This is a genomic window from Metabacillus niabensis (assembly GCF_020524345.1).
GTDB lineage: Bacteria > Bacillota > Bacilli > Bacillales > Bacillaceae > Metabacillus > Metabacillus niabensis_B.
In genome coordinates this window covers 69,928-90,744 of the sequence record NZ_JAIVLH010000023.1, presented here as the reverse complement: position 1 = coordinate 90,744, position 20,817 = coordinate 69,928, and the positions used below count along the sequence as shown (strand labels likewise).

At 34.5% G+C, this 20,817-nt stretch carries 22 protein-coding genes and 1 riboswitch; of the genes, 8 read left to right on the top strand and 14 right to left on the bottom strand.

Annotation, left to right across the window (positions count from 1 at the left end; translation table 11 throughout):
- Window positions 1-156: 156 nt before the first annotated feature.
- Complete coding sequence (locus tag LC095_RS21630; protein WP_026559995.1) at window positions 157-378, bottom strand: hypothetical protein; 222 nt, start codon at window positions 376-378, stop codon at window positions 157-159.
- Window positions 379-576: 198 nt separating this feature from the next.
- Between LC095_RS21630 and LC095_RS21625 the strand changes: the two genes are divergently transcribed.
- A complete protein-coding gene (locus LC095_RS21625; RefSeq protein ID WP_413467527.1) occupies window positions 577-1,611 on the top strand; it encodes a M42 family metallopeptidase in 1,035 nt (344 codons plus the stop codon).
- Window positions 1,612-1,616: 5 nt separating this feature from the next.
- On the opposite strand, the gene LC095_RS21620 is transcribed toward LC095_RS21625, so the two are convergent.
- From LC095_RS21620 to LC095_RS21590, 7 genes are all read right to left on the bottom strand, one after another.
- A complete protein-coding gene (locus LC095_RS21620; RefSeq protein ID WP_226530140.1) occupies window positions 1,617-1,784 on the bottom strand; it encodes a hypothetical protein in 168 nt (55 codons plus the stop codon).
- Window positions 1,785-1,871: 87 nt separating this feature from the next.
- Window positions 1,872-2,162, bottom strand: coding sequence for a YxcD family protein (locus tag LC095_RS21615; RefSeq protein WP_226530139.1), 291 nt, complete (start codon window positions 2,160-2,162; stop codon window positions 1,872-1,874).
- Window positions 2,150-2,584, bottom strand: a complete 435-nt coding sequence (locus LC095_RS21610) for a hypothetical protein (protein WP_226530138.1) — start codon at window positions 2,582-2,584, stop codon at window positions 2,150-2,152. The genes LC095_RS21615 and LC095_RS21610 overlap by 13 nt, the downstream gene beginning before the upstream one ends.
- 212 nt (window positions 2,585-2,796) lie before the next feature.
- Window positions 2,797-3,315 (bottom strand): hypothetical protein, encoded by a 519-nt coding sequence (locus tag LC095_RS21605; RefSeq protein ID WP_226530137.1) that lies wholly within the window; start codon window positions 3,313-3,315, stop codon window positions 2,797-2,799.
- A 145-nt stretch (window positions 3,316-3,460) separates the two neighbouring features.
- Window positions 3,461-5,131: a ribonuclease J gene (locus LC095_RS21600; protein ID WP_226530136.1), complete on the bottom strand. Its 1,671-nt coding sequence runs from the start codon at window positions 5,129-5,131 to the stop codon at window positions 3,461-3,463.
- 100 nt (window positions 5,132-5,231) lie between these two features.
- Entirely contained in the window at window positions 5,232-5,825 is a 594-nt protein-coding gene (locus tag LC095_RS21595; RefSeq protein WP_226530135.1) for a class D sortase, read from the bottom strand.
- 1 nt (window position 5,826) lies between these two features.
- Window positions 5,827-6,783, bottom strand: a complete 957-nt coding sequence (locus LC095_RS21590; protein WP_226530134.1) for a processed acidic surface protein — start codon at window positions 6,781-6,783, stop codon at window positions 5,827-5,829.
- A gap of 162 nt (window positions 6,784-6,945) precedes the next feature.
- Here LC095_RS21590 and LC095_RS21585 point away from each other — a divergent pair, with 162 nt between their 5' ends.
- The 4 genes from LC095_RS21585 to LC095_RS21570 all read left to right on the top strand — a co-directional run bounded on the left by LC095_RS21585 (window position 6,946) and on the right by LC095_RS21570 (window position 11,024).
- On the top strand, window positions 6,946-8,277 hold the full coding sequence (locus LC095_RS21585; protein ID WP_226530133.1) for a spore germination protein: 1,332 nt from the start codon (window positions 6,946-6,948) through the stop codon (window positions 8,275-8,277).
- A 40-nt stretch (window positions 8,278-8,317) separates the two neighbouring features.
- A complete protein-coding gene (locus tag LC095_RS21580) occupies window positions 8,318-9,412 on the top strand; it encodes a GerAB/ArcD/ProY family transporter (RefSeq protein WP_226530132.1) in 1,095 nt (364 codons plus the stop codon).
- The gene (locus LC095_RS21575) at window positions 9,409-10,521 is read left to right on the top strand and encodes a Ger(x)C family spore germination protein (protein WP_226530131.1); all 1,113 of its coding nucleotides are present in this window, start codon (window positions 9,409-9,411) and stop codon (window positions 10,519-10,521) included. The genes LC095_RS21580 and LC095_RS21575 overlap by 4 nt, the downstream gene beginning before the upstream one ends.
- Before the next feature lie 95 nt (window positions 10,522-10,616).
- Window positions 10,617-11,024, top strand: coding sequence for a YmaF family protein (locus LC095_RS21570; RefSeq protein WP_226530130.1), 408 nt, complete (start codon window positions 10,617-10,619; stop codon window positions 11,022-11,024).
- Window positions 11,025-11,073: 49 nt separating this feature from the next.
- On the opposite strand, the gene thiC is transcribed toward LC095_RS21570, so the two are convergent.
- From thiC to LC095_RS21545, 5 genes are all read right to left on the bottom strand, one after another.
- Window positions 11,074-12,825: a phosphomethylpyrimidine synthase ThiC gene (gene thiC, locus LC095_RS21565; protein WP_226530129.1), complete on the bottom strand. Its 1,752-nt coding sequence runs from the start codon at window positions 12,823-12,825 to the stop codon at window positions 11,074-11,076.
- Between the two features lie 130 nt (window positions 12,826-12,955).
- Window positions 12,956-13,071: riboswitch (TPP riboswitch) on the bottom strand.
- Window positions 13,072-13,252: 181 nt separating this feature from the next.
- The gene (locus LC095_RS21560; protein ID WP_226530128.1) at window positions 13,253-13,915 is read right to left on the bottom strand and encodes an MOSC domain-containing protein; all 663 of its coding nucleotides are present in this window, start codon (window positions 13,913-13,915) and stop codon (window positions 13,253-13,255) included.
- A 131-nt stretch (window positions 13,916-14,046) separates the two neighbouring features.
- Window positions 14,047-14,220, bottom strand: a complete 174-nt coding sequence (locus LC095_RS21555) for an aspartyl-phosphate phosphatase Spo0E family protein (protein WP_226530127.1) — start codon at window positions 14,218-14,220, stop codon at window positions 14,047-14,049.
- Window positions 14,221-14,598: 378 nt separating this feature from the next.
- Window positions 14,599-14,937, bottom strand: a complete 339-nt coding sequence (locus tag LC095_RS21550; protein ID WP_034332213.1) for a MerR family transcriptional regulator — start codon at window positions 14,935-14,937, stop codon at window positions 14,599-14,601.
- Between the two features lie 185 nt (window positions 14,938-15,122).
- Window positions 15,123-15,404 (bottom strand): hypothetical protein, encoded by a 282-nt coding sequence (locus LC095_RS21545; protein WP_226530126.1) that lies wholly within the window; start codon window positions 15,402-15,404, stop codon window positions 15,123-15,125.
- A 170-nt stretch (window positions 15,405-15,574) separates the two neighbouring features.
- On the opposite strand from LC095_RS21545, the gene fbpA reads away from it, so the two are divergent.
- Window positions 15,575-15,757 (top strand): Fur-regulated basic protein FbpA, encoded by a 183-nt coding sequence (fbpA, locus tag LC095_RS21540; protein WP_226530125.1) that lies wholly within the window; start codon window positions 15,575-15,577, stop codon window positions 15,755-15,757.
- A 29-nt stretch (window positions 15,758-15,786) separates the two neighbouring features.
- Here the strand turns inward: fbpA and LC095_RS21535 are convergent, their stop codons facing one another.
- A complete protein-coding gene (locus tag LC095_RS21535) occupies window positions 15,787-16,527 on the bottom strand; it encodes a DNA polymerase beta superfamily protein (RefSeq protein ID WP_226530124.1) in 741 nt (246 codons plus the stop codon).
- A 203-nt stretch (window positions 16,528-16,730) separates the two neighbouring features.
- Here LC095_RS21535 and LC095_RS21530 point away from each other — a divergent pair, with 203 nt between their 5' ends.
- Window positions 16,731-17,189: a MarR family winged helix-turn-helix transcriptional regulator gene (locus LC095_RS21530; protein ID WP_078434615.1), complete on the top strand. Its 459-nt coding sequence runs from the start codon at window positions 16,731-16,733 to the stop codon at window positions 17,187-17,189.
- Between the two features lie 244 nt (window positions 17,190-17,433).
- Window positions 17,434-20,679, top strand: a complete 3,246-nt coding sequence (locus LC095_RS21525) for an efflux RND transporter permease subunit (protein ID WP_226530123.1) — start codon at window positions 17,434-17,436, stop codon at window positions 20,677-20,679.
- Window positions 20,680-20,817: the final 138 nt, after the last annotated feature.

Here is a 20,817-nt window from a genome sequence, read left to right as displayed (position 1 = left end):
TAGGTGTGTGAGAAGCTTTTTCTTTGGTTATCTTAGGAAATTTATTAATCTTTATAAGAACATTTTAAGAAAATAAAAAAGCTTGTAGAGAAAAACACCCACTTTCTCTACAAGCTGAGGACCTGATTTCTCAGGTCCTTTTTTGTGCTTTAATGTTTAAGATGTTTTTTTCTCGTCTTCTTGTATTGCGATTAGTGATTTTCGATTAATCCAGTAATGGAAACTGTCTTTTGGGAAAACACCTCTTCTTTTTGAGTTATTCATTTGGATAACAATACTTTTATCAGAGATTTCCACTATTTTCAGCTTATCGGAATTACTGATATTCGGTAGGAAGTTTCCGCTTAGTTTAAATTCCATATTATGATGTAAGTCCATGACAATATCTCCTTTTACATTAAATCAAAACTATTTATAATGTTTCCCTTAACTAGAAAAATTATCCGGTACAGTAATTTCATGTGGGAAAAGGGAAATCGCAAGAAGGAATATAATCATGACAATTGAATAATTTGTTTCTTTACCAATCTGCGTTACAATATAATTCAACATGATGAAAAAGGAGGAGATATGTTCATGAAAGAAACACTTCAATTAATAAAGAAATTAGTGGAAATTCCAAGTCCTTCAGGAAATACTGAAAAAGTAATTTCATTTGTGGAATCGTATCTTAGAGATTTACAGGTGAAAATGAAAAGAAATCATAAAGGTGGGCTAATTGTTACAATACCGGGAAAAATTGATAGTCAACACCGGATGCTCACTGCTCATGTCGATACATTAGGTGCAATCGTAAAAGATATTAAATCCAATGGACGATTAATGCTTGATCTTATCGGAGGTTTTAATTATAACTCAATTGAAGGTGAATATTGTCAGATAGAAACATCAAATGGTCAAGTTTATACTGGAACGATCTTAATGCATCAAACATCTGTCCATGTTTATAAGGAAGCAGGGAAGTTGGAGAGAAATCAGAAAAATATGGAAGTTAGGATTGATGAATGCGTACATAATGCTCAAGATGTCCGTGAACTAGGTATAGAAGTTGGAGACTTTATTTCATTTGACCCACGAGTCGAAATCACAACAAGTGGTTTTATTAAATCCCGTCACTTGGATGATAAAGCCAGTGTAGCTTTATTATTAGACTTAATTAAGAAAATATCGGTTGAATCGATCGAACTTCCATATACGACCCATTTTCTTATTTCAAATAATGAGGAAATTGGTTATGGAGGTAACTCAAACATACCGACTGAAACAATAGAATATTTAGCAGTAGATATGGGAGCGATAGGTGACGGGCAAGCAACAGATGAGTATACGGTATCGATTTGTGCAAAGGACTCAAGCGGGCCGTACCATTATGGGTTAAGAAAAAAATTAGTAGAACTTGCGAATCAGCATAATATTGAATACAAAGTTGATATCTACCCATACTATGGTTCAGATGCTTCAGCAGCTATCCGCTCAGGTCATGACCTTGTACACGGATTAATTGGACCAGGAATTGATGCTTCACATGCTTTTGAAAGAACTCACACTTCTTCATTAAAACATACAGCCAAACTACTTTACTGCTATGTTCTATCAGAAATGAATGATTAACACATTTATATCTTTGAGGTTAATTTATAGGTAAGAAATGTGGCTCCTATAAGTAAAGCTGATAGTAATATAACAAAGCCTATTCCGATTTCTTCTATTAAAGTAAAAAGATAGATTATTAAAACAATATCTGTAATTATTGAACCGATAAGAAGTCCTTTCGGGGATCTCATATATCATTAGCTCCTTTGATAAAAGTTAGACTATTACAGTATAGCAGATTTAACAGGAAAAAATAAAAACAGAGTCTGACTCTGTTTTTATTTTATATAGGCTATAATTCCTTCATTATCATCTAAAAGCAGTTCAATTGCAGCTGAAAATGGATCAATATTCAATTCATTTTCGAGCCAGAATCTTAAAGCTTCAATTAAATTTGCTGTAATCAATACCTGCTTGCGGTCATTCACATAAGCTTCAGCAGAAAAACCATAATCATCATCATACATTAATTCGATTTCAACCTCTTGTGGGCTAATTTGTCTTTTATGGGCAATGTGTAAACATAATGCATTTACAATATCTTGCTCCGAAACTTTTATTTGCCCCATGCTTCTTCTTCCTTAGCTTTTCGTTTTTTCATAAAATAAGTGAAGATCTTACGAATAATCATGATAACTGCTAAAATGGCTAACACATTGATAAATAGGCCAATGATGGAACCTAAAACTCCAAGATTCGATAATAATCCGCCAAGTAATAGACCTGCTAGTCCACCTAAAAATAAGCCTTTCATGATACCGCCAGTTTTAGGCTTTGTTGTTGTGCTTTTTGTTGTTGAAGATTTTTGTTGAGAATCTTCCTTTTTAAATAATGAAGGACTGTTTGAATTTGTGTTTGAATTAAAAGACTTTTTTCCTGATTTGTAGCCTTTTGCTTGGACAGTTGTCATTTGGTCTCCTAACATAAAGCCGCCAACAGGGGTAAGAAGTAAAGTAAGTGCTAACATTGCTGAAAATAATTTTTTAAACATGTTGTTGATTTCCTCCTAGTAGGTTATAGCATCACTATTGAATGTGATACATGTATGTAATACGATTATAATATAAGAAGGTTTCATTTTTGAAAATGTTTTTATAAGAAATAACGTAAAGATTCATTGAATTTAATTTTTATGTATACAAAAATAGATCATTTTAATTCAGGTGAAGACGTAAACTGATTCAAAATGATCCATTCCTATTATTATAGATTTGATATCCACATGATTTCGCCTGACTTGTCTTTGTCATTTACTTTTACGTAAAAATCATTTTTTTCATAAAAATGAACAAGTCGATCCACATGGTCCCAGTCTCTTTCAGCGATATCGCCGGTAATTTTTGGTATGTTTTGTTCAATTGCCAGCTCTTTTAAATACTCCATACAGATTGTACCGTAGCCTTTATTTGCAGGCCCTTTTATGTCACCGATATGAATTGTACTTTCATCAACATATGTTGCCTGAATTGAAAAATCCCAATTTCCTTTATAAGATGTTTCACAATCACATAACATAATTTTACATGATTGATCGTCTTCTGGTGTGTAAACAATCACAAGCTTTTCATCATTTGCTTGGTCAACACCTAAAACTTTACTTTTTTTCGCAATCTCTTTTAAATTATCTTGCATGCGAAATACCTGAAACTCCAGATCCTCTAATTCTTCCTTTAATACATCAGGATTTTTAGAATGATGATCGGCTTCAAGTAGTTTATACATCTCCTCCACTCCTCTCATTTATCTGATTTCACGATTTTATTAGACTAGATAATAAGTGCTAATAACAAACAGTGTAATATTATAAAATGAAAGTCTGGGAAAGTCAAGATGTATAGCGAAGAAAAGAGGCGGTATAACCGTCTCTTTATACTTCAATAATAATTGGAAGAATCATTGGCTTCCTTTTCGTATGTTTATAAAGATATTGTCCAAGTGTTTTCTTGATGTTTTGTTTCATGATATTCCATTGATGTACTCGTTCTTTTTGCAGATCTTTTACAATCCTTTCAACATGACGATTGACATCCTTTAATAGTGCTTCAGAATCTCTGGCGTATACAAATCCCCTTGATATTGTGTCTGGACCAGAAATGATACTACGATCTGTTTTACTTAGTGTAACAACGATGACAAGCATTCCATCCTCTGAAAGTTGTTTGCGATCCCGTAAAATAATGTCACCTACATCTCCGACACCTATACCGTCGACATATGTATTACCCGCTGGAACTTTTCTTGTCTGATAAGCCTGTTGACCGACAATGTCAACAACATCACCTAAGTTGACAATGAATGTATGATCTTTTTCTACTCCCACCGATTCAGCTAACAGTTGATGTTGATGAAGCATTCTGTACTCGCCGTGGATTGGAATGAAGTATTTCGGCATCATTAAGGTAAGCATTAGCTTTAGGTCCTCTTGATACCCATGACCTGACACATGCATACCTGTTGAGCTACCAGATCCATAGATAACTTTTGCCCCCAATGAAAATAAGTTGTCAATAATCCGTGATACATTTCGTTCGTTACCTGGAATAGGAGATGCTGCTAAAATAACCGTATCACCAGCAAGTATTTCTGCATCGCGGTAATTTGCGGTCGAAAGGCGGGCGAGTGCGGCCATCGGCTCCCCTTGGCTTCCTGTACAAAGAATGGCTACATTTTCAGGTTCAAGTTCATGAATTTGCTGTGGTTGTATCAACATTCCTTCAGGGATATTTACATACCCACGCTCCATAGCAACGTCGATGACATTTACCATACTTCTACCTAATAAGGCAAGTTTTCGGTTTGTTTTCCTTGCAGCATCGACCACTTGCTGAACTCTGTTTACATTGGAAGCAAATGTAGAAACGATTACCTTTCGGTTTGCCTTCATAAACGCTTCATCCATGTGCTCGCCAACCATTCTTTCAGAAGGAGTTAAGCCTGAACGCTCTGCATTAGTACTCTCAGATAAGAGTACTAAAACGCCTTGCCTCCCAATTTCAGCCATTTTGTGAATATCTGAATGTTGGTTATTCACAGGAGTTAAATCAAATTTAAAATCACCTGTGTGAACAACATTTCCTTCAGGTGTATGAAATACAATTCCTAAGCAATCTGGGATACTGTGATTTGTTTTAAAAAAACTCACATTTACTTTCTCAAATGGAATTTGGGATGTAGAGTCAATTTGTATCAGTTCAGTATCTCTTAAAAGGTTATGCTCTATCAATTTTAATTCAATCAAGCCTAATGTAAAACGAGTTCCATAAATAGGAACATTCAATTTTTTTAGGAAATAGGGGATACCACCAATATGATCTTCATGACCATGTGTAACAATAAGCGCTTTAATTTTATCTTGGTTTGCCTCTAAATAAGAGAGATCAGGAATAATTAAATCTATTCCTAATAAACTTTCATCAGGAAATTTTCCTCCACAATCAATGATGAAAATTTCGTTCGAGTATTGAACAACATACATGTTTTTTCCAATTTCGTTCACACCGCCTAATGCAAAAATAGATAGTTGTTCCTTTTGTGTCATTCTTTGTATCCTCCTAAGCTACTTTGATGTGTATGATAAATTTATAAATGTTCGATATGAAGTTTACTAAGAAAAAAGCTATTGTCAGTTCTTATCTACACTATTGTTCGATCTTTGGCTTTGTAAGTAGTTGTGCTTCAATAATATATCGTTGAGGTGCAGGGCCGATAAAAGTGAAAGGATAACAAGTTGTAAGTGTTAATGTGCTTCTTGGCTTTGGAACGATAACGGTTTGGTCATTCTTATCCACAATTCGTATTTTCTTAATTTTAAAAAGATATGTTTTATTATTACTTGTTACAAGGAGGGAATCTCCTGTTTTTAAACGATCAAGCCCACGAAAGAATGTATCTCGGTGACCAGATAATACTGCATTACTTTGTTGACCGGGTAGGGGTGTAGAAGGAATATGACCAATTCCTTTCTTTAGTATGTCTTCACCTACTCCTTCATAAATAGGTAGAGTCTTCTCAAGTTTTGGAATGGAGAGGATACCGATTTTTTCACCTTCTTCTACAGGAAGTGAAGTCACTGTCTGAAATGCTTTCCCTATACCAGGCTTTGAATAAGGTGCATGAACATCCTGTTCAACCGATAGAAACATATTTAATAGCCAATAGGATTGATAGATAATGAAACTGCATCCAACAATTATGAACCCAAAGGAAAGAAATGAAACAAAACGAGTGATCATTTTACCCCACCTGTCTTCCCCTTCTTATAAACAAGATACCGTTAACACCAACACCTACTAGAATGAAACCGATTATCAAACTTAACCATATAGTTGAGGCTGTATCAGGTAGACGATCATGGAGTATATTCGTTAATTCTCCTGCTAAATCTCCTAGCTTTGCAAATTCAATTCCTGATTCAATAAAAAATTCTGAGCTAAGCATATCTTCGGATAATCGCATATCTAAAATAAGTTCTCCTTGAAGACTATAGAGAGTAATAAGTAGGTCATTATTATACAATTCCTCCATATTCATTAATTGCTTGAATGTGACGTTGGTTTCGACATCATTGTTATCTACCAACGTAAATTGGGCTTTTAGATTTAATGCATTCATAATCTCTTGAAAGAGACCGATCATTTCATCCTGCTGTGCTTCTGATAATACAGTCATATCGTCCATCGTTAAGTAAGGATCTAATCGGGATATAATAGTTTCCATCTGTTGTTCAAGTCTTTTTTCATCTAACTCCATAAAGTGAGAAAAAAGGGCATCTACTTCTTCCTCAGTTAGCCCGATTAAAGATAAAAATTCTTCGATTTCAGCCATTTCACCATCATGATCTAAGTAAAAATTCAAGGCAACATCAAGATCCTCAATAAAATAATAATCCTCAATTCTTTCACCGAATTCAGCCAGAACAATATCTAATTCTTGTCTGTTCATTTTATATTGTTGTAAAAGTTCCGCTAAGTTTTCTGGTGTAATTGCTGTGCCTAAAATCATACGCAGGTCATCACCAGTTTCAAAATCTTCCAAGGTTAATTCATAATACTCGAGATAATTAGTTAATTGTTGTTGTGTCCAATTTACTTCTGAAAGGATTTTGTTTACTTCATCTTGCGGTGGTGCTGCTTGAGTTGTTTGACATAAGAAACAAAGGAAAAAAAGATTTACTACAAAAAACTTTTTCATTAGCCTTCCCTCCAGCATATATAGATGATGATAGTATGTGTTTTTAATGTTTCGATCTATTCATTTAAAAGGAAGGAATGTGAATAATTTGGTTTTAATGCATGATTTTCCATTTATAGCAAACGATAAATCTAAAGTAAGAGCAGGTGGGGAGCTTAAGCTATGTTCAAATCTAAGCAAGAAATGATAAATGAAATAAAAAAAGAATTAACAGGCTCTCCTGATTTGGTGAACCAAATATTTGAAACCGATGGGAAGGTATGTGAGTTATGGTATATAAGCAGCATTTGTGATGTAGAGAAAATTCACAAAGATCTTTATGTACCTTTTTATAAGGAAATAGAGAATGGGGGATATGCGGACTATTTATTATCATTATCGGGAATTCGAAAGATTGTGGAAAATGACAACCCCGTTGAGCTATTGCTAAAAGGTTCAGTGCTTATTTTTTTAAATCATCTTCATTTCATTCTTGATGTTAAAAAAATACTTAATAAGGCGATACCTGATACAACAATCGAAACGACTATTCAAGGTCCACAAACAGGATTAAGTGAAGACCTGGAAACAAATATGAATATTATTCGCCACAGGTATCATCAATCATCACTTGCATTTGATGATTATAGAGTTGGAAAGAAATCACAGATGGGGTTAAAGGTTCTCTATGATTCGAAAGAAGTAGATAAAGAAGTATTACAAGAGCTTTATCAAAGATTGAATGAAATTGATAAAGATGTTGTACAATCCGTTTCACAGTTATCAAGAATGATAACTAGGTATAAGTCGTTTCTGTTTCCGACAATTGTTATAACAGAACGACCCGACAGGATCGCTTATAATCTTTCAAAAGGTAAGGTTATTGTCATTATGGAAGGGACGAGATTTGCGTTAATTTTACCTTCAGTTTTCTATGATTTTATGAGTTCTATGGATGATCTTTATTTACCTTCCTGGGTTGCAAGATTTTTAGTCTTATTACGATATCTGGGGTTGGGGACAGCCCTTTTACTGCCGGCAATGTATGTTGGTATAACAGCTTATAATCCTGAGCTATTTCGTGTTCAGTTGGCATTGTCTATTGCTGGCAGCAGAATGTCTGTGCCATATCCTGCTTATATTGAAGTGTTTTTTATGCTTATTATGATGGAATTGTTAACAGAAGCCAGTATCAGATTACCTAAAGCGATTGGTCCAACGGCTACAACTGTTGGTGGGCTTATTTTAGGACAAGCTGCAACTGAGGCAGGTCTGGTAAGTAATATTATGATTATTATTGTTTCCGCAGTAGCCATTTCTAATTTTGTGATTCCGATTAATGAAATGGGATTCGCAATGCGGGTCACAAAGTATTTGCTGTTAATAGTTTCCACTTTTACTGGATTAATCGGAGTGATTGTTGGTTTAATCGGGATCATTTATTATTTGGTAAGTTTAAATAGCTTTGGCAAACCTTATTTGGCATTTTTTAATGGAGAACAATTCAGAAAATAAAAATGCATATGAAGTTTAAGAATAGATTAGGAAGTTGATGATGTCGAAACGATACTTTTATATTATGCTCATTTTAAATATGCTTACAAATATTGTTGCATATGTTCCAACTGTTTTAATTGAAAACAGGAGTAAGGGTGCTTTACTTGGCATGTTTATCAGTCTACCGATTGGAACGTTACTTATATTCTTTTTTGTAAAATATATAAGTGAATTTCCGGAACAGGGTATACCTGAGATTCTCGAAAAGTATACCCATAAATGGTTTCGTTTTTTTTATCTATTTTTTCAGGGGTTATTATGGTTTATTGCTGGCTTTGTAACGTTAACCATATTTACACATATTTCAAAACAATATATTAATCCGGAATTAGATGAACTGGTTATGATGATTTCCTTTTTGGTTATTATCTTCTTTGGAGCATTAATGCATTCTAAACACGTTCTTTATGCTATAGAAATCATTTTATTATTAAACCTCCCTTTTATTGCATTCATCATATTTAAGTCTTATACAAACGATGAAATTATTTGGGATTCAGCCCGTGTTGCACTGACATATTATCAGGAAATCCCGAATATTGAAACGATATCAACAGCATCGTTTGTTTATACTGGTTATGCAAATCTTGTTATTTTTAATCGATACTTTAAAAAGGTGAAAGTTGGTTTCTCAATTTTTATTTTAAGTTTTCTTGGTTTAATTACTTTAGTTACTACTTTTTTTATACCTATAGGTGTGCATGGATTTGACGGAGTAGGAATATACACGTTTCCTTGGATTGCCACAACTGAAGCTTTAAGAATAGAGCTTGGTTTTATTGAACGGGTAAGTTTTTTATTCTTAGGTTTGTATATTAATATTTCACTTGCGAGTGTAACATTGCATTGGCATGTGGGGATGGAGCAGTTAAAATCGATTTTTCCAAGTATTAAGAGAAAGAAAAAGGATTTTACACCAATGATTATATTGGTTGTTTTTTCTTTTTTGGGACTAATAAGCCAATACTTTCTTGATATTGAGATGGTTGGTAGGATAGCAAAGGTTTGGATGATGATTTTATTACCTGCACAAGTATTGGGCATCGTTTTATTAAAAGTCATTTTAAAAAGAAGGGACAAGCCGGCAAAATGAAAAAAGTACTAGTAATGTTTGTGTCATGTTCAATCTTCTTTTTATCGGGTTGCGGTTACAAAGATATCGACAAGAGATATTTTGTCGTTTCAATAGGTGTAGATAAAGGTCAAAACGATATGTATGAAATTTCCTTAAAACTAGCAGTTCCAAGCAGTGATGTGAAAACAGGAAGCAATGAAGCTGAGATTTTGACTGAATCAGCACAAACGGTATCCGAAGCTGTTAGAATGATAAAATCCAAAGTTGATAAGGAACTTGATTTTGGTCATGCCAAGATGATTATATTCGGAAGTTCGTTAGTGAAAGAAGATTTATCAAATATTGTAGATTGGTTTAGCCGAAGAAGAGATATACAAGAAATTGCATGGACGGCTATCGGGAGCCCCAGTGCAAAAAAAATCCTTGAAGCAAAACCTATGGGGGAAAGGCTTCCTTCAAATTCTTTGTTTTTAACATTTGGAAATGAAGGTACAGAAACACCATATATTAGTTCGGTTTATTTATATAAATTAATAAGACTTCGTAATGAACGGGGAATTGATCCGATATTACCAATTATTGATGCGGAAGACCAAAGTTTTTCAACAAACCGGTTAGCTGTATTTTCTGATGGAAAACAAGTTCTATTTTTGGAAGGGGAGCAAACAAAGTACTATAATATGATCACCAATAATACATCAAAAACAGAAATAAAAGTGGAAAAAGAAAATCAAGCACCGTATTTTGTTTTCTCAACAGATCAGGTTCGAACTACATATGAAATAAAATCTGAAAATAAGAAAACAAACATAGATCTCAATATTGAAATAAGTGGAGTCGTAGAAGAATCATTTGATGTATTAAATGATCAGAAAAAAATGGAGTATGAAAAAAATATCGAAAAAGAAGTGACAAGTCAAATGGAAGAGATAGTGCGTTTGTTTCAGAAGCAAAAAGTTGATCCGGTCGGGTTTGGTTTGAGGTACCGTGCTTCACATATAGGAAAGGAATCCGCAAAGATAGAGGAATGGGAACGTATTTATCCATTAGCCGATATTAATGTGGATACACAAGTGAAAATGAAAAATGTTGGAATCATTCAGGACCAAGAAGGATATCCGGAATAAAGTATAATTTATTTGAAATGAATAGTATGGACAACTTACTTATTTTGTTATTACTTCATATGAAGAAATGAACACAAAATAAGGAGTGGATTCATTTGTTGCAAATAGGTACAGTAAAGCCACATCACGCACATCGGTTTGAAACGAAAACTTCGGTATCGAAAGAGCATCATCATTTATTAAAGGGATTTACTTTAACTGTAAATGGAAATAGCTTTGACCGTCATCGGCATTACTTTAGAGGTGTGACGATGAGTACGAATAACCATTATCACCGTTTTTATGGAGAAACGGGTCCTGCAATACCTTTAGAAAATGGTGGCCACTATCATGTGTTTGAGAGCCGTACATATTATAACTATGATGAGGCTGTTTTATCACAGTATGGTGGTGTAATGTATGGGGATAGTGGACGTCCGAAACATGATCACATGTTTTCAGGTCGAACGCTTGATATAGTTGGAGTGGATCCATTTTTCAGGCGGTTCTTAGAAAACTGCTAAAAAGATGAAGAAGGACGGGATTTATCCAAGCGAATAAATCCCTAACATGTTATCTGTATATTTGTGAACCCCAGTCAGCAAATTCCTTTGCTTTTTCTTCCATACCCTTTTGACGTATTTCTTCATCTGAATCTAGATTATTGACTTTGTTTTTAATATCATGAGAAATTCTCATTGAACAAAACTTTGGTCCACACATTGAACAAAAGTGGGCTGTTTTTGCCCCCTCAGCTGGTAATGTTTCATCATGATATTCCATTGCTCTTTCAGGATCAAGAGAAAGATTGAATTGATCACGCCATCTAAATTCAAACCGTGCTTTCGAAAGCGCATCATCTCGTTGTTGCGCACCCGGATGCCCTTTGGCTAAATCGGCGGCATGTGCAGCGATTTTATAAGCAATAACTCCTTCCCGAACATCATCTTTATTTGGTAAACCGAGATGTTCCTTCGGTGTCACATAGCATAACATCGCAGTTCCAAACCAACCGATCATGGCTGCCCCTATCGCTGAAGTAATATGGTCATAGCCTGGGGCGATATCAGTTGTTAGCGGTCCTAAAGTATAAAAGGGAGCTTCTTGGCAAATAGTTTGTTGCTTCTCGACATTTTCTTTAATTAAGTGCATAGGAACATGTCCAGGTCCTTCAATCATGACTTGAACGTCATACTCCCAAGCAATTTTCGTTAGCTCTCCTAGTGTTTCGAGTTCTGCAAACTGTGCTTCATCATTTGCATCAGCAATTGAGCCAGGGCGTAACCCATCACCTAATGAAATAGCAATATCATATGCTGATAAAATTTCGCATATTTCACGAAAGTGAGTATATAAGAAATTTTCTTTATGATGAGCTAAACACCATTGGGCCAAAATGGAACCTCCTCGAGACACGATTCCTGTTGTCCGGGTGGCAGTAAGAGGGATATAGTGCAAAAGCACACCTGCATGAATAGTGAAATAGTCGACACCTTGCTCTGCTTGTTCAATAAGTGTGTCACGATATACTTCCCATGTTAAATCCTCGGCAATTCCATTTACCTTTTCTAATGCCTGGTAAATTGGTACGGTACCAACTGGAACAGGAGAATTACGTATGATCCATTCTCTTGTTGTGTGAATGTTTTTTCCAGTTGATAAATCCATAATCGTATCTGCACCCCAGCGAATTGCCCATGTCATTTTTTCAACTTCCTCATCAATTGAAGAGGAAACTGCAGAATTTCCGATATTTGCATTAATTTTGACATGAAAGTTTTTTCCGATAATCATCGGTTCACTTTCAGGATGATTAATATTTGATGGTATAATTGCACGGCCACAAGCAACCTCATTCCGAACAAATTCAGGATCCATTTGTTCACGAATCGCGATAAACTCCATTTCTGGTGTAATAATTCCTTGTCGTGCATAATGAAGCTGGGTAACTCTTTTGCCTTTTTTAGCTACAAGTGGTGTTATAGCTTCTGATGGGAATACATCGATTGTTTCGGGAAGTGCCGATTTATACCCGTTATCTTCTGGTTTTGTTTTCCGACCTACATAATGTTCAACATCTTGTCGACTTTTAATCCAATTTTGTCTTATTCTACGTAGCCCCTCCGTAATATTAATTTCAGCATTTTCATCTGTATAGGGTCCACTAGTATCATATACCTGTATAGGTAGATTCTCTTTTTTCTCAAAAGTATTAAGCGTTTCTCCTTGTGAAATTTCCCTCATAGGTACTTGAATGTCAGAATGACTACCTTGTACATAAATTTTCTTACTGCCCGGAAAAGGTTGCTTTACCGTAATCTTCATCTAAATCTCCTCCTAGAAATTCATCTACTTGATTGAAACGGAAGAATAGAAAAACGGGTTCTGAAATTCAGAACCCGTTCGGTAGATGTAGGAAAAATAATAAAAAAGGGGTGCATGCAAAAACCCTTTTTATAGTCTCTTCCCACTTCCCTACGCTGGTATCATCCAGATCAGGTTCAAAGGGTCAAAGAACTTCAAGCGCGTTCTTCTCTCAGTCCAGGCTAATGGACTCCCCTAGTAGATAATGGTAATTTAATTTTAAACAAGGATAATCATATCACAGTAAAGAGATAAGTCAACAGAATCTTTTGTACTATCTGAATGTTTTAAAATACGTGAAGGTGTTCTCTCGTAAATAAGTGAAAGCCAGATATTTTTTGAAAATTAGTTAGTAAGTTTGAACGATAATCAGCATGTTGATTCTACTTTATAAGTTAAAGGGACTTTCTACTAACGATTTATGTAATTTCTTCATTCTAACCATCCATTCTTCAGAAAGAACATCTAATGATAAGATTGATTCAATTTTTTTAATATTATTTTTTTCATGAAAATAAGTATGATGGATGGTGCTAATGGATATTTCCTCTGAATGTTTTTCCAGTAATTTAATAGAGGAGTTAGAATAAATGACTCCTTCTTCCAACACACGAAAAAAATAACCAGTGTAACCGTGTTCAATAATTTTATTTAAAAGGGTATGAATGTTTGTGTATTTATTTATAGTAGAGCATGGGAATCTCCCCTGAGAAACCTGAACAATTGCATCACCGATTTGAAAAATATCACCAACACATACATCTTTTTCTGTCATTCCAGTTAATGTTAGATTTTCACCAAATGCTGCTTTGGGAAGTACAGTTTGATAAAGCTTTTCCCAAAATCCATAATGTTCATATGCATATACGCAAATTACCCGTTCAGAACCGCCATGAAAATCATGATTTTCAACATCATCACCGATAATTCCATTTGACATGACCTTTAGTTCAGTTACTTGCTTTTTTGCGATACCTGACTTGAATTCCTTTCCTTTATAAGTGAGAGTAGAGGGTGTTCCCATACTTAACCAAACAATTTCACGATCCAATGATATCACTTCCTTTATTCAATTCTAAAATTAGTGTGTAAAGATAGGGGGCATTTACTCCTGATTTCTAATAGGATAAAAAATACATCAAGGTTTCCCATTGATGTATTTCTGCTTAATTCATCTGATTTCTAATGTTTTTCTATTTGCTTACTTGTAGTTTTGCATTCAGTCATTTTTATATTCAATAATTCATCTAGGTATTGACTTACTATTAATGTTCGATGTGAATTTAAACCATTTTCTCTGGCAATCAAAAACATTTTGTTTCGATATTCTTCTATTAGGGTATCTAGTGTTTTCACAATGAACACCTCACAGTAAACATCTAGGTAAAATGATCCTAGTACCTTTATTATCTGATAATATTTAAAAAAGTAAATAGATTACTGTGTTTTTTTTCCTATTTACGCAAAAAAAAGTCGAAATACTATATGTAGTAACCTAAAAGTAAGTGGGATACAGATCTTGTGTTGGGGAGTAGAAGATGGGGGGGTGTAATGTGTATATGAGAAATGTTCTGAAAAGAGGGGGTGAATATGTAAAAACGCTACAGGAGGTATGATGATTTACTGTAGCGTCTATTTTACTATTCCTAATTAATTTCATCACCTTTTTAAGGATGTTCATATAAGAAAAATCAGGGATTTCACCTGCATATCTATGTGGGAAGCCTAATGTAATCAATGTCCTCCACGTCCATATCTGAATTGTGCATTTAACTGACCTTGAAGCATCTTTTTCCGAACATCTGCTTCACTTTCCCTTTTCCTTTCTTTTAAACGCATTTCTTTTAAGATCTCTGTTGTTTGTACACCATCCTCTCGTTTATCAGCAATGTCCATTAATGTTTCAATATCGGAAAACGAATATTTACGCGTACCACGATCATTTCGATACGGAGCAATTAGTTTTCTTTCTTCATAATAACGAATTTGTCTCAAAGTTAATCCGGTTAGTTCGCTTACTGTTCCTATTGAAATCACCTTTTTATCCTTATAAGAGCGGTCTTGATGATTCAATATCTCCACCCCTTAAACATTTCTTTTTACAAGTATATCCTGTTTTTTCATTAATGACTTCTCTTATGTAAGAAATTCTAACATGGAAATATATTTTTGTAAAAGATGTGAGGTTTTTTTACAACGGAAGTAAATGGGACATAGTGAGAGGTGAAAGGGCATATATTTAGTTGAGGATTATAACATTAGAGGATAGATTTTCTATGTGGGTCTTCTTTATCATTATAGGACTTACTATTTATTTGAAAATTGATATGTTCTGAAAGGTTTTGAAGGAAGGATTTCGGGAATAAAGAAGTAACCTCTTCGTATTGATCTTTCCGTGTATTGTAGGAGGTTAAAGTCAATAATTCTCCTTTTTCAAAAATCATCATATACAGTTGTTGGTTTTTTGGTTCTGCTAAATTAAGATAATAAACCTTTGTTTGAGAAAGATGTTGTTTCAAAGCAATCACTTTAATTGTCATACGTTTCAACTCCATGTGGTATTGAAACTATTCTCGACAAAGTTTTGAAAATTTAATCATATTAATACAATCTTAATAACTTTAAAGAAAATCTTAACATTGCGTTAACTGTCACATAACAATTTTGAGGTAAATTTAAATATGTAAAAAATAAAATGGAGTTGAGTGCTATGAGCAAAATGTTACAAACTGCACTTGAGGAGCAAAGAAACTATTACTCACAAAAACTACTGGCTATTGGCGTTTATAATAGCCAGGTAATGAATAAAATGACATTAACTGAATTAAAAAATGAGTATAATTATTTTTATCACAATATCCCAAAAGTAAAGAGAAAAGCTTCTACAACTTGAGGACTCCTTATTTGGGTGGAGTCCTTTCCTTAATTGATCATCTTAATAAAAAAATCAGTTAATTCCTTTGATATATTTGAATCATTTTTTCGACTTTCTTTTGCAAATTCTCCTAGTGTCTTTATGCTTGATTCTATATAATGCAGCAGGGTTTTTGAGGAGAAGTTTTGTCCCGATTGTTTCTGAAGAATAACTTCTTTTATTTCCTCTTCAATGTCTTGGGTGACGTGACTTGTATAAAAAATGTGTAAGCCGATAGGTGGAAAATCATCTTTTTCAATAATCCAATAACAAATTTGCAAAGGTTTTATGATGGACAAATACATTTTAGCTGTACAATTGTCAGCTTGTTTTAAACGTATGTAATTTTTTTTAGCCATACCAAGATAATGATGAAGTACAGAATAAGGTGAAAACGATTGACTGGCTAAGCTTTTTAATTCTTCGGTAAACATTAAATTATTTCGATAAATGATAGGTGAATAAAGCCATTCCATAAGAGTAGGGTTTGACTTATTCAGTAATCGCAAGGCCTTCTTGAGATCCCATCCAACAACCTCAAAACATTTAAACGAACTTTCTATAACATCTCGACCTTCATATAATTGCAAATACCACTCTTTTTCATGCTTATAAATGCATCTAATATCATAATCGCTTTTCTTTTCATGTAAATTCCATGCTCGACTTCCAGATTCACAGGCGAATAAAATGTGTATTTTTTCTTGTTTCTCTATTTCATATAAGATATTTTGTATCTCCTTGTACATGCTTTAACCTCATTTCTGTCTGACTATTATTATAATTACATACTTTTCTTATTTAAAACCTTCAAATTTAGGTTAAATAATAGTAAAATGAAAAGGGAGTGCTATTTTTTTATACTATTAGGCTTTTTTATTAGGACTTGGCTCCACCCAAAATTCCTAATAATCATGTTACTTTGGCTAATTTTAAACAAGAGGGCGATGGGATGAGATCATTTACTGAAGAAGAATTACAGAATGCATTAGATTTGTTTCGAGTTTTTGCAAGGGCTTTCAAAAGTGTATCTGAGCATTCTATCCGTGATAGTAAGGAACATGGGTTTAATCCAACCGAATTTGCTGTTTTGGAATTATTGTTCACGAGAGGCCCGCAAAAGCTTCAACAAATTGGTTCAAGACTGCTGTTAGTTAGTGGAAATGTTACGTATGTGATTGATAAGCTTGAAAAAAACGGCTACATTTATCGTGAACAGGATCCAAAGGATAAACGTTCGATCTATGCAAAATTAACGGATAAAGGTCAATCATACTTAGATGAAATCTATCCAATTCATGCAATTCGGATGGCTCGTGCATTTTCTGGTTTAAGTGCTGAAGAACAGGCAGAATTGAAAGCGTTATTAAAGAAAGCTGGAGTACATAGCCAGCATTTACTATTTAGGTAGATTGCTATATAGCTTGATTGTAAACGTTTACCTATAAAAGAGTGATCATTTAATGGTCACTCTTTTTTGTGTGTCCTTAATACAAAGATAGGCGTCGAAATTAAACTCCATTCATGTCTGCTTAATGCTTGGATGTTAATAGAAGAATGGATTGATTTAATTTTGTTAAAACTAGAAATTATTACCTAAATGCTGAATAGACCATAGGGTTGTACATAAAGCAGTTGGAATGTGAGGGAACGGGATGAAGATTAGCCATTTTTCAATTAATAGACCTGTGTTTACCATTGTTACAATGCTTTTAGTAATAATATTAGGTACTGTATCAGTGATAAATATACCGTTAAAGTTGATACCGGAAATAAACCCGCCGATCGGAGTGGTTGTTACCAACTATGAGGGTGCTGATCCAAAAGAAGTGGTAGAAAAAGTTTCTAAACCGTTAGAAGAGGTACTATCAACTGTTCAAGGTATTGACACAATAACTTCCACATCACAGGAAAGTGCAAGTCTTGTTATCATGAAATTCACTTGGACAACTCATATTGATGATATTCAAGATGAAATTCTTACAAGAATGGAGGATGCACCATTACCGGATGATGCAGGGGAGCCGAGATTTTTAAAATTTGATCCTTCTCAATTTCCGATCATACAACTTTCTCTATCGTCTTCACAAGATACAGAGCAACTTCAGAATTTAGCGGGGGAGTTAGAACAAGAATTAAGTAAAACGGAAGGTATAGCAAGTGTTAACCTTTCAGGGTTACAAACGGATGAAATAAGTGTAAATCTTGATCAACATAAGCTGGAACAATACTCACTTAGTCAATCAGAAATTGTTAATACTATTAGAGCTAACTCTGTCACAACACCTGGAGATCCAGTCGTGTCGGATGGAAAACAGTTAACAACAAGAGTTATCAGTACGATCGATTCTATTGACGTATTAAAAAGTTTAATTGTGAAGAAAGATCCTGCAACTGGTGACAATGTTACGGTTGGAGATATAGCGGATGTTGTAATGGCTAAAGAGGAGTCTAATACCATAACACGTGCCAATCAAAATCCCTCTTTGCTAGTTAGTATCTTACAACAATCTGATGCAAATACAGCTTCAGTTTCTGACGCCTTTCAGGAGAAATTGACAACTATCCTTTCTGAGGAGAAATATGAATCCATAAATGCGGATATCATTTTTGATCAAGGAAACTATGTTGATCAAGCGATTGGAAATATGCTCAATACTCTAATAATAGGTGGAATTTTGGCCATGCTTATTCTTTTTGTTTTTTTGAAAAGCATGAAAAGTCCTCTTATTATTGGAGTGGCAATTCCATATTCTGTTATTGTGACATTTGTTCTCATGTATTTTGCGAATTTTACGTTAAACATAATGACTCTAGGTGGATTAGCTCTTGGGATCGGGATGCTTGTCGACAATGCCATCGTGGTTATCGAAAATATTTATCGTCATCTCTTAATGGGGAAAAAACCAAAAGAGGCAGCGTTTCAAGGAGCAAAAGAAATTGGTCCTGCTATTATTGCTTCTACCTTAACAACTGTTGCGGTATTTATACCTGTCGTCTTTATTACAGGTATTATCGGTGATCTTTTTGCAGAGTTTGCCTTGACAATTGCTTTTAGTTTGTTTGCATCTTTATTTGTTGCCTTGACAATCGTGCCTATGCTTGCAAGTCAACTATTAAAAAACCCTGCCAAAAACATAGAAAAGGTCCGTAGAGAGTCTACATTTATGTATTCTCTAGACAATGCTATTAAATGGTCTTTGCGTAATCGTACAGTTGTGTTAAGTATAACGTTGTTCGTTTTTGCAGGAAGTGTATATGGGTTAACTAGAGTTGGCTCAGTATTTTTACCAAATACTGATGAAGGGTTTTTTACAATTGATGTTGAACTAGAAAATGGATCATCCTTATCAGAAACGTCTAAAGTAGTAACAGCGATTGAAGAAGAGCTAGAGGAAGAGGACGGTGTTGATTTATATGTTAGTCTAATTGGCACAACACAGGAGGAATCCTTTAGAGGAACCGGACGAACAAATATTGCTGAAATTTACGTGAAACTAAAAGATCTGGAGTCTCGCAATGTCACGACATTTGAGTTGATCGATAATGTTCAAAAAACATTGGGAAATGTAGCAAGAGGAGAAAATAAAACCGCTAAGCTCTCATTTCATACTCAATCTTCAACAGGATCTACCCCTAACACGTTAACATTTTATGTAAAAGATACGAATGAAACTCGATTAAGAGAATCTATTGCACAAATTGATAAAGCGCTTGTTAAGTTGACAGATTCTGAAGAAATATCAAATGATCTTACAGAAACTGTTGAAGAAATTCAGATTACAGTTAAACGAGATAAAGCACTCGATAACGGCTTAACACCTGTCCAAATCGGGATGGTCGTAAATGATGTAACAAGAGGGACAGATGCCATACAGATAACAAATGAACGTGATCAAGAAATTTATATGGTAAATGTCCGGTATGATGAGACTGTCCGTGAGGATGTTGATGCTCTAAAAGGTTTACTAATTAAAAAACCAGATAATAGCTTTGTAGAGCTTGGGGATGTATCCACAATTCAAGTTGGCGAAGGACCGGTATCCATTCAAAGAATAGATAAGCAGCCTGCCGTACAATACACAGTAAGATATAGTAACTCAACAAACTTAGGTGATTTTTCAGAATTAGTTGATAAAGAAATTAAAGAGCTGGATTTACCTGAAGAAACGGACATTAGTTTTAGTGGTGATCGAGAGTTGCTCGAGTCAACAAAGGATGATATGTTACTTGCCTTTATCCTGGCAATTATTTTTATTTACATTGTAATGGCGGCACAGTTCGAGTCCTTTAAATATCCATTTGTCATTATGTTTACTGTCCCATTAATGCTAATTGGAGTAGCTGTAGCTTTAACTGTCACAAAATCTCCAATCAGTTTAACAGTCGTTATAGGTCTTATTGTGTTAGCTGGCATCGTTGTAAATAATGCAATAGTGATTGTTGACTTCATTAATCAGAAAAAGGCACAAGGTTTTAAAACATATGATGCACTAGTTGAATCAGTAAGAGTAAGGCTTCGTCCAATTCTAATGACTGCATTGACGACTATATTGGGGTTGGTACCTTTAGCACTTGGCTTAGGTGAGGGAACAGAAATCAATCGACCCATGGGGATCACGGTCATTGGAGGTTTAATCTCAAGCACATTTCTTTCACTATTCATCATCCCGATTGTCTATAGCTTTGTTGATCGTGAAACAAGAAGAATGAATAAAAAATACGTTACACCAGAGGGCCGTCTTGTATCAGCCGATCGAATAGAAAATCCAATCTTTCATCAAAATGTCCAACAGGATTCAATGAAAGAAGACTTGCCTGGATCCTCTAAATTTGACAAGGATGATATGGTCAACATGCTTGAACAAATGATAGATATTATGAAAGATAAAAAGAAGTAAAACAAAGTGGGGAGTCAATGTAGACTGTCCACTTTGCTTTACTTTTTTTAATCTTATTATGTGAATTGTTGAAGGACAAAATGTAAAAGAATTTGAGTCCATTCTGTCTTTCATAGACCGGTTGAAAGACAGAATGGA